Genomic DNA, 12345 nt, shown 5'->3' with positions numbered 1-12345 from the left:
TGAAAATTAATAGCTGCGGTCGGGGTGACAAGGTTGATTTCGTATGTTCGGAGTATTGGCGGTCCGCCAGCTGATGAGTTGGTACGAACCGATAGCCGACACACCGCCGATATACACCGATGCCGAAGCAATGAGGGCACTCGACCAGGTGCCAGCGGGTTTGGTGATCCTGGACGGCGACATGATCGTCCAATACCTGAACGTGCAGTCCGAACGCTATCTTGGCATTCGTCGCAATCAGATACTCGGTCGGAGTATTCACGCGGCGGTTCCCGAAGTAGGTCTCTCCTACATTAACGAGCTGCATTCCCATGTCTTGCAGAGTCGAAGACACGCATCGCTGAAATGCCGTTCGCTGTGGCTGGAGGACCGGTTCATGGAGGTCACCGCCTCTTACACCGACGGCGACGTGGCAATCATGCTGCGTGACACAGCTGCTCGCGAAAATCAGTACCACAACTTGGCTCGTGCGTACGGAGTTCTGCTGGACAGATCACGCCGGGATGGTTTGACTGGGATTCTGAACCGATCCGCTCTCTACGATCAGATTTCGGTCTTCAGCCGTGATTCGGGCTCACCGACATCATTGTTGTTCATCGATATCGATGACTTCAAGAAAATTAACGATGAGCACGGCCACGTATGCGGCGATCTGGTTTTGCGGACAATTGCTCGTCGACTGGCCGCTGAATGCGATGAGTCGGTGGTTGTCGGCAGGGTCGGCGGCGACGAGTTCGTAGCGGCCGTCTTTCATACAGAACGCCCGACGTCAACTGCCCACGTGAACGTTCTGGTCGAACGCATGCGTACCTCGGCACGTCGACCGATTCAATTCGGTGATACCCACGTCTCCGTCGACCTGAGTGTCGGTATCGCCCATAACGAGCGAGACGGTACCAGTTTGAACGATCTACTCAGCCAGGCTGATCTATCTCTATATCGAGACAAGGCGACACGTCGTCGCCGACCGTGAAGCCGGCGCACGATCCAGTAGAGGTAGGTATCCGATGCTCTGACGTTCATTATTGTCGAGTGAACATCGAACCTCCGCGGTTTCGGCGGACGCCACCGGTGATCGCAGCGGAGCGAATAGCAGTAGTGGCAGGTCTCCAGTAGTCGGACCACCGCGTTCTAGAGCCGCGGTGTGATTGATGTCAGTCGATCTCGCAGCCCACGGGTTGGTGCGTGTGGGTTGTTTACCGACCGCAGTCCTGCGGCCGAGGAAGAGACCGCGCCCCTCGATGCAGCCAACAGTCGGCTGCTGCCGTGCTCGGCTGAGCTGCCCTTCGGTACGACCCGACTTCGCGGTAAGCGGAAATCATGTCCATACGTTCCTTCGCAGACTTCAAATGGGCTATGCATCGATCAGATGGCAGTCCTTCGATCATCGAACAGGGGCTCCGACGGCGGCGAGCTGCCGCATCCGCATCAAACCGTTAGAGACGTTCGACTATTCAAACATCACAGGGCGTTTCGCGTCCAACACTCGCGTTGTCCGGTCACATTATCGGCGCATCTGGGCTTGAGCGTCTTACAGATCACAAATCCGCAAGCGACTGCGAGAGTACTGACAATCGAGCCGGCGGCCCGCCGCTATTGCGCTAAAACATACGTACGTTTAGGGTGTTTAAGAGTGACGTGGTTCACTTCAGGCAATCGCCGAGACGAACTGAGAGGAAGTACTTTCGTGGAGAATTCTCCTGTCGAGCCGGGTGCGACAGCAGGCGCACAGTTGGACCAATACGAGGTCACTCTGCCGAAAGCGGCTCACTCCGTGGTCATCTCGTTGGACGCCGTGTCCAGCGGGAAGCGCCGCAACGACGTACGGGTGCGTATGGAAGAGCCCTGGGCGCGTCCGGAGTGGGAATTGGCCAGCGATGAACCGTCTGCAATCGGTGGTGAGGAAACAGCACCGATGCCGCTCAGCATCTTCGCGACCGGTGTAGCAACGTGCTTCATGACCCAAGTCAGAAATTTCGCCCGGCAACGGGGGTTCATGTGAACAGTCTGAGCGTTGCGGGTTCTTTCGAATGGGAGTTCATCCCGGGCCCGAGTCCGCGCGAGCCGTGTTCTGCCAAGTCAGGATCGGTTTGTTTGGACATCGAAATCGACTCGCCCTCACCGATGACAGACCAGCAGGCACTCATCGTAGCGGCGTCCCGTGGTTGCTTTGCAGAAGCCATGCTCAACGTTCCCGTGAACCACCGGCTGAAGTCAGGCGACGACTGGATCTCGTGCGACGTCGACTGAAGTGCGACGTCGGCTGAAATGCGACGCGCCTGGTTCGGGCACGTGGTCAGCGACACTGCAAAATCAGACGTACGAGCGTATTGCCTCAGCATCGAGCCAGTTCACTCGTTCACCGGTTCGAAAGCTCGGCGCGTAGGCGCGTCCGGGATCGGCGCAACCGAGTTTCATTGCTGGGTGGAAATGTTCAACATTCGAGCCGAAGCAGACTCGGCGAACCCGTAAACGTCACGCAACACGGAGACCTCTCGAAACTCGAGAGGGAGGTTACCGACCGCTTCCCACCAGCCCGCGATACGTCGGTCCTGCCCGGCAGGGTCGCCCGGACCGTAATCGGATCGGTCCCCGATCACAATCGAAGGAGAAACCCATTGACGACTTCACGCATGGCCGAGTTTCGAGACGGATGGTCGACTTTGACCGCGGCTGCCATTGGGGTGGGAACAGGCGTGACAGGCCTTGCCGTCTACTCGACTGGACTGTTTGCCGGTGATCTTGGGCGTGAAATCGGACTCACCCCTGGTGATTACGGGCTATCCATCACTCTTCTGTCGCTGGGGATGGTGCTCGCGGCGCCGGTGGTGGGCTTCGTCGTCGACCGCGTCGGAGTCAAGGTGCCCACGATCGCGGGAGCGTTGTTCCTCGCGTTGACCTTTGTGTCGTTGGGGACCATTGTCCATTCTGTTCCTACCTACATGGCGGCCATGGCGTCGATGGGTTTCTTCGGGGCTGGATCCGGACCGATCGCATTCAGTCGCGCCGTCAGCAGTTGGTTCGACCGATCCCGCGGGTTAGCGCTCGGTATCACCATGATGGGTGGCGGTCTCGCAGGCACCATCATTCCAATAACTATCGGCAAAGTAATCGAGCTTTACGGTTGGCAACGCGGATATCTCACGTTGGCGTGTATAGCACTGGTGGGAGTCGCTACGTCCCTGCTGTTCCTCAGAACTAGATCGCGCTCGACCGAGGGCTTAGCATCTGGTGCCGTCGACCAACCGGCCCTTACCGGTAGAGATTTTTCGAGCATTCGACGTGACCCCCTGTATTGGCGATTGATACTCACCTTCGCGCTTCTGGCCATGACTGTTACCGGACTCGTCGCCTACCTGATCCCCATGCTCAGACACTACGGAATGGGTGCCGGTCAAGCCGCGACCATGGCGTCACTGATGGGACTCGCCGGTGTGATCGGTCGACTGGGCGTGGGCTGGTTGATCGACATTCTCCGGCCAACGGCCGTCGCGGCAGGATTGCTGCTGATATTCACCGCAAGCGTCGTGCTCTTCGCCGTCGGCGGGGTTGGTTACGCGCCGGTCTTGGCTATAGCACTCGGTTGCCTGCTCGGCGGTGAACTGGACATGGTCGCATATTTCACATCTCGATATTTCGGGCTCGCGGCGTACGGCAAAGCGTTCGCCGGGCCCTATATGGCCTTTGTTCTCGGTGGCGCGATCGCACCGTTCGGCGTCGGCCTCGTGGTGGATCGAACTGGCACATACACCGTCGCTCTTTACGGAATCGCTGCACTGGCCGTCGTCTCCGCGATCACGTTCATGTTCATGCCGTCGCCAAGAGGACCGCGTGCGTTCGACTCGCCTGAGAATGCGATCTTGCGTCCGGTCCTTCCGGCGCACAACTAGTTTCGTGTTGCCCAGGCGGTCTTGCGCGCAGGACGAGTCGAGTGCGGAGAAAGCGCCGTACATCGACGGCACGAGCTGTGCAAGTAGACACATCGCGTGCGCCCTGACGCGCGAGCCGGGCGAACGGCATACATATCCATCCCTCGTTGTTCGTCCGGGCACCGGGAGGGTCCTACCCCGTTCGGTCAGCTCGATTCCGAGTGTGTCGCTGGCCCCGGAACCGGTACGAGCCTCTGGGTACGCCCGACCCATCCTGCGAATGAAGGGCCTCGGCCCCGAGTTCGCAGCACCATCGATCACGACCGAAAGAGTATGAGCATGACGACTGATATCGACACTGCCGAAGTCGCAACTGACAGTCAGCGCATTCGTGCCCGTGAAATCCTGTCCTTCGTTACAGAACTGCAGCCCTGGTTGCGTGAGAACCAGTCGCTCGCGGAGTCGCAACGCAGAATTCCTCAGGAGCACATCTGTCGCCTCGACGAGGGCGGAGTGTTCAGTGTTACTACGCCCAACCGGTTCGGCGGAGCCGACTTCACCACCCGTGAGGTGCACGACATCTACCGAACGCTCGGTGCCGGTTGTGGGGCGAGCGCGTGGGTCGTGTGGGCAACCGCAGGTGGCAACCTCTGGAGCTTCGCCTTTGATGACAGTGTGGTGGCACCGGTGTACAACTCGCCCTGGGTTGGAAACAGGACGTTCGCGGTCGGCGGTACGAGCCGGCGGATGTCCGGTACTGCTCGACAGGTCGATGGAGGCTGGATGATCACAGGTGTGTGGCCCTTCGCGACGGGAAGCATTCACGCATCGCACGGCTACCTCGCCGTATTCTACGATGAAACGGACGACTCGAAAGTCGCTATGACCCTCGTCCCGAAGAACTCTCTGGTCTGCAGAGATGATTGGCACGCAATGGGATTGGCTGCAACCGGCAGTCAGACCGTTGCCACCGACGGAGAGTTGTTCGTGCCGGACGAGCGATTCAGCACCCCGGCGGTCCTTGCGTCGCGAATCGACGAACTCACCGAGAATGGCAAAGGACCACGCCGCGGAGGCCTTCCACGCTCGCTCGTGACGAGCACCGGCATTGCCCTCGGGATGGCCGACCACGCATTGGATGTATTTCTCACCGGAGTCGACAAGCGCAGCATCCCCTATTCCCCCTACGCGCGCCAAATCGACGCTCCAATGACCTACCACACTGTTGGTCGTGCACACACCGCAATTCGAGCAGCAGGACGAGTGGCCGACGCAGCAGTAGCGCAGTTGGACCGGTATCAAGCCGACGATGTGGAACCTGCAGAGCACGAAATCACCCAGCTTCACACAGATGTCGCGTATATCTGGCACACGTGCTCGTCCGCGATAGAGACCTTGCTGCACGCATCCGGCGCCTCGGCAATCAGCAAGCGACTTCCACTTCAGCTGATCGCACGTAACTGTCGCGCCGGGAGTCTGCATGCAGCGAACAATCTCGACACCTGGATGGAAAACATCGGCCGCGAACTATGTGGAGTCGCGTCCGGTCCTACCTCCACCAGCGTCCTGGAGCGTCGTTCCTGATCGTCCCTCCCGTAAGGCCGACCGGCACAAGCATGTGCTGATTCAGTCGCAGCTGGGCATGGGGCCGTTACTTGAATCGCTGAATGCGAGACCGCCTGCCCGTCATGTCGGTGGTCTCGCATTGAGGTCGGTCGAAGGCCCGCGACCGCGAGATGGCCACGGCTTACGAAAAATCAGTAGAACCGACCGGAGACGCCGTCAATAATGTTCGTCGGGTTCAATTCGACGGGAATCGATACCTCGAATTTACGTCAACCTGTCTGACGTTTCTGTAGCTAGCTGTTCTCAGCGGGTCCGCTGTCCGAAATCCCTGGGCCGATCAGTTGGCCTGTCGCATCGAGTGTCGTGAGCGCTTCGACATCGAGATGCACATCGGCGGCCCGCGTGTTTTCTGACAAGTGGTCGGCACTGCTGGTCCCGGAGATGAGCATGGTGTTGGGCGAGTGCGCGAGTTGCCATGCGAGTCCGATTTGCGAAGGCGTAGCTCCAAGTTGTCGGGCAACCTCGTGCACGGCAGGTTCGTCGACGACTTTCGGGAGAGTTCCGTACCCGCCCCCGAGCGGGAAGTAGGGCACCCAGGCCACACCGTTTTCTTCGCACACGGTCAGCATTGCTTCGTCGGCGCGATAGAGGAGGTTGTAGATGTTTTGCACACACGCGATACCAACGGGCAACGCTGTTCGCAACTGCTCGGTGGTGATGTGGCTGAGGCCGATAGCGACGATCTTGCCTTCGTCGCGCAACGCGGACAATTCCGCAAGCTGATCCTCGAAAGGCACGATCTGGTCGCCTTCGGCTAGAAGACCAGGTGTGAAGTCCATGCGCCGCAGGTTCACGACGTCGAGACGATCGGTTCCCAGGGACCGGAGGTTCTCTTCCACCGCAGCACGCAACTCGACAGGCTTCTGCGCCGCTGTCAGCGGAATCTTGCCTCCAGGAACAGGTTTCGCGCCTGCCTTGGTTGCGATGACGATCTCCTCGCGCCGCGGACCCAGGCTCTCGCGCAGTAGCTCGTTGGCGCGTCCGTTGCCGTAGAACTGCGCCGTGTCGAAGTGCGTGATTCCGAGATCGAAGGCAACACGGAGCAGATCGACCGCGCGGGCTCGCCCCTCGGAATCTTCGGCTATACGGGTGATCTGTCCCATGCCGTAGCCGATGCGAGGCGTCGCCCGTCCCGCTAGAGGAAAGGTGCCGCCCGGGATGGGGCGGTCTGTGGCATCTTCAGTGAAGTGATTCATGTCGACTTTCCGTCGATGATGGTCCGCACGTCGACGAGGGGAAACCATGTTTGCGCTGCCGCTCTCATGTCTTCGCTCAGTGACGAGTAGGGCTGTGGTGTCGCGCCCGCCGCTCGAATCGAGTAGTCGATGTAGTCGCGCACGAGCCAGATGTCTTCTGGACGTGCGCCTGCCACGTCGAGCGCTGCGGCAACGCGTTCTTCCGTAAAGCCCAATTCGCCGGCAACCTCGGCGGGCGAGAGTTGGGTCAGTGCGAGATTGGTGAGCAATTCGTCACGGGTAGCTGCGCGTTCACGCGTGTTCAGTGACATTGCTGCGCTCCATTCGAAGACTGCCTGTTGTTGTCATATCAACACATTGAACTTATATTGTTGATATGTCAACAGATGATGCCGCGCACCCTGGTTTCAAATCGGACCTCGACGAGGACGAACGCAGTCTGTGGTTCGCCTGGAAGCGAGCGCACGAGGTGATTCGAGCACGTGTATCGGCGGAGGTTCACACCGCCACCGGGCTCTCCGAGCCCGACGTCGCGATCCTCATTCACGTAGCCGCCGACGCCGGTCCGGTGCGGCAAAGTCATCTCGCAATGCGTCTGGGCTGGGATCGGACCCGCTTATCTCACCATGTCTCTCGCATGGAGACCCGAGGATTGGTGACGCGAGAGAAGGTCGGCGGGGGCGTCGAGGTATCCCTCACCGACGCTGGAGTGAACATCGTCGACGTTGTAAAACCTATCCACGCTCCGGTTGTGAGGGAGCATTTGATCACCCCGTTCACTCCGCACCAAGTCGATGGCCTTCGGTGGGTACTCGAGCGAATCTCGGAGCCGCGGACTTGACGCGATGCCCACGATTGCCACCGGCGCAGGTACAGGTACAGGAAGACTCCAATGAACTGGTGTTTTACGCTAGAAGGTGTGGAAAACGCAGTTACCGCACCGTCAAGGAATCCTGACTCGCCGATGCTCTCGGCAGTGGCTGTGCACAAGATCGACCGCTCAGGGCTGGGCGGAGCCGATGAGCTGCACCAATCTCGTTTCGATGGCGGCCCGCATCAGGAGCAGTCGTCGTCTGTCGGCAGGATTGTTCTGTGCACATTGCTCTACCTCGCGCCCTACTTTTGTCAGAGCCTCGACGAGAGAGTTGCTGAGATAGCCAGCGTGCGGGTCGATGGCGACGAGCTCTTCGAGACCACTCTGCACTTCGTCAAGAGTTCCGAGATGCAACCGTACGACGATATGCAGTGCATCCAGCCCCACCGAATCATCTGGCGATGCGTTCTGCCGTAGTGGGGGGAGCAAACGTTCGAGCGCTTCGTAGTCCCCTGCTGAGTAGAGCTCGTTGATTCTGTTATTGACCGTTGATGGACGCGCATCCGGGTGTGGATCGCTTTCGACCAGGGCATCGATGCGAGATCGAACGTCTTCGAGTTCCGGGGCCACCTGATACTCGGGCGTGCGGTTCAGCATCGTTCTTAGTTCTCCGGCGGCGGTATATGAAGCTTCTCGGATGGACTCTTTCTCATCCGCAACGCCTACGGTGATCGCAGGCAATGTAGCAGCGGTGATTGCTGCAAGGACTGCTGCGGGCGCTTTGGCGAAAGAAAGATCGGTGATCATATTGACCGCGACTATGGCTGTCAGTGCGCGGGCAGTGGGTTCTTCGGACAGGGCCGTCATCGTCGAACCAGCAGCTTGCCCTAACCTCAGTGAGAGGTCGAATCGTCGACGGCTGGCGTGACAGGTGCTCAACTCTCCTTCGAGCAGCGCCTTTGTGTACAGGTAGCAGCGGCGACTCTGATCGGAGTAGGACGCGAGCGGTTCGTGCTGTTTGACTACAGCTAATAGAGTTTCTGAGTGCATTCGAAGCAGTTCGGTCGCGAAATAGTCGCCGTTCGATCTCGATGCGCCGAGCCAGCCGCGTAGAAAGTGCATCAGTAGGAATGCGTCGCTCTCGAGCTGGCCCGGTGGCAATGCGGCCAGCCGGGACATCCGCAGGATCTGATGGACAAGCGGATGGAGGTTGATGGTTTCGCTGGTCGGGCCGGCAGTTTCAGAGACGATACGGCGAGCAATCGATTGACTTTTGAGGGCGGCAATGACACCCCGCCGCAGCTTGGGCTCGACCACCTCGGGGTGTGGAACCTCAGCGACGTCTAGCGAGTGTTCAGGTTCAGCTGCGAGTGGCACCATGAGATTGAGCGGAATTTGTTCGGGGGCTATTAACGAACCCAACTCCAGTACTGCCCGGGCCGTAAGGCCGTGCCCGCTTGCGTCGTGCTTCCCGAGGGACGCGACTGCATGCTGGATTGCCTTGAACGCAGTTTTGTTGAACCCCGCTGGGATCGAAAGGATGTCGTCGAGCGCCTCTAGGTCTTCGAAGTAATGGGTGGCTAGCTCGCTTGGAGTCCCGTCCGCGTTGCGAAAGTATACGCCTGCCATGCTCACAGCCAGTGGCACATGCCCGAGCATGTAAACGATTTCCGTCAGTACTGTGTGGTGTTCTTCTTCCTGCTCGCGGTCTAGACCGGCGTACGAGGCAAAGCAGCCGACCGCCTCCTCGGTGGTGAACTCGCCAACTTCAATGACTGCAGTGTCTGGCCACCAGTTCAGGCGGTTGGTGCTCGTGACGAGCACTACCCCGTGGCCTCGTGTCGGAATGACTCGATCTATGTCGGATCGTTGCACAACGCCGTCGAGTATCAAGAGCCATGGGCCGCTGTGGCGACCGAGAATCCCGGTCAAAACGGCAACGGCGTCTTGTTCGGGGCTGAGGGCGCCTTTTGTCAGCTGTTCGACATGGTTGACAACCTGCGCGTCGATAAAGTCTGCGTCTCGGCAATCGATCCAACACATGAATTGGTAGTTGATTGCATCGAGATGGCAGTAGTCCGAGGCGATTACAGACTTTCCTGAGCCCGTATGACCTACCAGAGCGACTCTAGGTGGGGCAACGGCTGCCTCGGCAGGGAACGAGTCCTTGATTTTGCTGAGGTAGTCCAACCGTGGAAATGTCGAGACGTAGTTCGGTATGCCTGCGACGGGGAGGCCCCAGTCGAACCCTCCCGCAACCTGCGCGATGCGAGAGTCGGGCATCGCAACGAGCTCCAAAAAGTCCAATGCCTCCAGACGGCTCGCGTCGGTTCCCGCCGCAGCACTGAATACCCGGTCAAGAAGAATCGGAACCAAGAGACTGCAAGTTGTTGCGGTGTGGTTCCGCCCGCGTTCCTTGCGAAATCCGCCAACTAGATCCGCGATTGAATCTCGAACTAGGTGATGAGACCGCCCGTCAACCGTGATTCGAGGCCGATCCCGCTGTGTACTGTGTTGTCCACCTGGGCCGTTCGGCCAAACGTACGAGACGGTGCCAAACCGGGCTATGGCCCGTGCGTCGACTTCAACGTCACTAAGAAGGGTGGGCGAGAGCGGTTTGTTGGTGTAAAGGGCAGAGGTGGTCGCATCGTGAGTGATGAGACGTTCGAGTACCGCTCGGGCGGACCCTGGTTGAAGCGGATGGTTGGACGGGTCGATCGAAGACTTCACCTGGATGTGATGTGTCGGCATGCCGTCTGTGAGGAAGCCGAAGTCGACGATGTCGTCGTCTTGCCCATGAGAGTCCACCACAACAGGTTCGACAACCAACGTGGTTTGTGGAATTAGCGCTATGTTGTCCCGCAGGTGTTGCAGAAAGTGCTCCACGGTAGCCATGTACTGGTACTTGAGGCCAAATGCTGCGATCGTGCCGCCGCCAGGAGTCATTGTTCACCGATCTCTTATGTAAATCAGGAGTTGAGACTTCGTCTCGCGGACTCTCAGGATGTCTGCACAGCGATGTTCTGAAGCGAGTAGGCGCGTTCATGTTGCCTACTGGCTCGTGGAGGACCCCAGTCGAGACAATGAGTCACGACTGTTTCGTAGGTTGTTCGATCCCGGAAATTCGCCAAGGTGTTGGTGGGTCAGCGAAGTGGCGAGGTTCTGCGGATTCAACAAGTACCGACCGAAAGTAAGTTGTTGTACCAGGTAGAAACTTGACTTGGTAACCCTCTGCGGTCCCGTTATCGAGGCGGTGTAGCGCAACATCCGCGTGTTCGACATACGACTCTGGGTCGCCAATGTACGCCGGCCCGACTGTCATCGTCTTCTTTCCAATCTTAACGACGTAGTCGGGGCCCTCGAAACGTAGGCTACCGCCGTCGATCATGATTGCTCGAAGTTCAGGTGAGTCCTCTCCCGAAAGAGTGGCAGTGATCGATGAGGCATCTGGCGTTTCTACTGCGTGACCTTCGATCAGCAGTCGAGCGATGCGCAGATCGATCCTCTCCCTCTGGGTCACGGTGAGCGGCAGTTGGAACGACTGTTTGCAGTGAGCCTGGACAACACTTAGGTCTTCCGCGATTGATCTGATGATCGCAACGTCGGGATCCAGTGGAGGTATGTTCTCAGCGTTCCCTTGATGGACTGTCATCAGGTGCTGATCTTCGAGGTGCACCTTCAGCAGAAGGGCGTGGGAGCGTAGAAGCGTGCTGATCTCAAGAACCTCGATCGCGTCACGCACTGCAATCTTCTGCAGGTTGTAACCGATCCGCACGTCGATGGGTTCTTCTGAAAATTCTTGCAGCGGAAAGAGAACACGCATCTCCAGGTGTTTGTTGTAGAAGGCGAGCTCTAGCGCACCACCTTCGGGTCCTTGGCCGATGTGCGTGACCTCGCCTTCAAACTGTCCGAGGTGATCGCCGTCGGGTGTTTCGAATGAGATTTGCGCGGTCGCGCCCACATGAGGGTTGCGGCTGATGGGGTTGAACTGCATGTCGATGTTTTGATGCGCTCCGGCAATGAACGCCGGTCCGCTGATTGTAAGACGTTGGACGACTTCGGCAGGCAACAGAACTGGGTCGGAGGCACCGAAACCAAATGTCCCTCTCATGGCCTTCGCGAGCTCGGAATGTTGGGGACCTAATACCCCGTCGACTGTAAGTTTGACCGGGCTTTTGATGTGAGCATCAGAGGTCTTCGGGCGCAGTGAATACGTCACGCTGTCGCCGGACCTCACGAAATCAAGAGCCCAGTGCGGGTCTATCGTGTCCGCGAGCTGACCCAATGACCGCACCCGATCCACGACATCTTTCACGCCGCCAAACAGATTTGCGGCTTCTTGGCCGAACAAGACTGCATTCGCACGCATTTGATCGCGTTCGAGGTAGTTGTAAACGTCGGGGAGGTTGATCATCAAGATGTCGAGCTCGACCTGATCTACGATTGAGATTTTCGGTCCTCGTAGTTCAGCCAGGCCTTCAACGAACATACGCTCACCAGGAGTCAGTTTGGTTGGCACGACGAGTAGCCACTCGTCTGGTTGGTACTTGGCCGCTGTGATGTACGACTTGCGGATCTGTTTCTGGCGGGTGGTCTTGCGGTCGCCAGAGAACCCATCCGGGTAGTACTTGAGTTGATAAATACGCTTGTGGGCGTTCGATTTCTCGACGTCGATGTCGATGCCGTCGTCGCCACCGCGCCCATCAGGAACGATTACGTTGGCGTGTCCGTCCCACTGGCGGCGAATCAACAGTTCGACTGTGGACTCGAACTTGTTGCGGCCAAGCGTGGCCCAGTCGACCTGCACGATTAACGCCTCTCCTGCGGAAGTTCGATCTGC

Annotated in this window: 9 protein-coding genes; 5 read left to right on the top strand and 4 right to left on the bottom strand. The window is 58.6% G+C overall.

Going from position 1 to position 12345, the window contains the following annotated elements:
• The first annotated feature begins 43 nt into the window (after positions 1–43).
• The 4 genes from E5720_RS17755 (at position 44) to E5720_RS17740 (ending at position 5453) form a co-directional block, all read left to right on the top strand.
• Positions 44–973 carry a sensor domain-containing diguanylate cyclase gene (locus E5720_RS17755; RefSeq protein WP_136171740.1) on the top strand — a complete coding sequence of 310 codons (930 nt, stop codon included), beginning with the start codon at positions 44–46 and terminating at the stop codon, positions 971–973.
• A gap of 714 nt (positions 974–1687) precedes the next feature.
• Positions 1688–2002, top strand: a complete 315-nt coding sequence (locus E5720_RS17750) for a hypothetical protein (protein WP_136171739.1) — start codon at positions 1688–1690, stop codon at positions 2000–2002.
• Positions 2003–2618: 616 nt separating this feature from the next.
• Positions 2619–3890, top strand: a complete 1272-nt coding sequence (locus E5720_RS17745) for an MFS transporter (protein WP_247596033.1) — start codon at positions 2619–2621, stop codon at positions 3888–3890.
• A 318-nt stretch (positions 3891–4208) separates the two neighbouring features.
• Complete coding sequence (locus tag E5720_RS17740) at positions 4209–5453, top strand: hypothetical protein (protein WP_168708376.1); 1245 nt, start codon at positions 4209–4211, stop codon at positions 5451–5453.
• Positions 5454–5728: 275 nt separating this feature from the next.
• Here E5720_RS17740 and E5720_RS17735 read toward each other — a convergent pair whose 3' ends face one another.
• Together E5720_RS17735 and E5720_RS17730 are read right to left on the bottom strand one after the other, a co-directional pair.
• Positions 5729–6691: an aldo/keto reductase gene (locus E5720_RS17735; RefSeq protein ID WP_136171737.1), complete on the bottom strand. Its 963-nt coding sequence runs from the start codon at positions 6689–6691 to the stop codon at positions 5729–5731.
• Positions 6688–7002 (bottom strand): DUF2316 family protein, encoded by a 315-nt coding sequence (locus E5720_RS17730; protein WP_136171736.1) that lies wholly within the window; start codon positions 7000–7002, stop codon positions 6688–6690. Before E5720_RS17730 ends, E5720_RS17735 begins: the two co-directional genes overlap by 4 nt.
• Positions 7003–7067: 65 nt before the next feature.
• On the opposite strand from E5720_RS17730, the gene E5720_RS17725 reads away from it, so the two are divergent.
• Entirely contained in the window at positions 7068–7532 is a 465-nt protein-coding gene (locus E5720_RS17725) for a MarR family winged helix-turn-helix transcriptional regulator (protein WP_136171735.1), read from the top strand.
• 159 nt (positions 7533–7691) lie between these two features.
• On the opposite strand, the gene E5720_RS17720 is transcribed toward E5720_RS17725, so the two are convergent.
• Complete coding sequence (locus tag E5720_RS17720) at positions 7692–9788, bottom strand: NB-ARC domain-containing protein (protein WP_136171734.1); 2097 nt, start codon at positions 9786–9788, stop codon at positions 7692–7694.
• 805 nt (positions 9789–10593) lie between these two features.
• On the bottom strand, positions 10594–12312 hold the full coding sequence (locus tag E5720_RS17715) for a hypothetical protein (protein ID WP_136171733.1): 1719 nt from the start codon (positions 12310–12312) through the stop codon (positions 10594–10596).
• Positions 12313–12345: the final 33 nt, after the last annotated feature.

This window comes from Rhodococcus sp. PAMC28707 (genome assembly GCF_004795915.1).
Lineage (GTDB): Bacteria > Actinomycetota > Actinomycetes > Mycobacteriales > Mycobacteriaceae > Rhodococcoides.
This window is presented reverse-complemented; position numbering and strand designations above follow the sequence as displayed.

Bases quoted from the DNA above. Each gene is read 5' to 3' on its own strand.
- E5720_RS17735 (WP_136171737.1), bottom strand. From the start codon at position 6,691: ATGAATCACTTCACTGAAGATGCCACAGACCGCCCCATCCCGGGCGGC.
- E5720_RS17755 (WP_136171740.1), top strand. From the start codon at position 44: ATGTTCGGAGTATTGGCGGTCCGCCAGCTGATGAGTTGGTACGAACCG.
- E5720_RS17740 (WP_168708376.1), top strand. From the start codon at position 4,209: ATGACGACTGATATCGACACTGCCGAAGTCGCAACTGACAGTCAGCGC.
- E5720_RS17730 (WP_136171736.1), bottom strand. From the start codon at position 7,002: ATGTCACTGAACACGCGTGAACGCGCAGCTACCCGTGACGAATTGCTC.
- E5720_RS17720 (WP_136171734.1), bottom strand. From the start codon at position 9,788: ATGCCCGACTCTCGCATCGCGCAGGTTGCGGGAGGGTTCGACTGGGGC.
- E5720_RS17725 (WP_136171735.1), top strand. From the start codon at position 7,068: ATGTCAACAGATGATGCCGCGCACCCTGGTTTCAAATCGGACCTCGAC.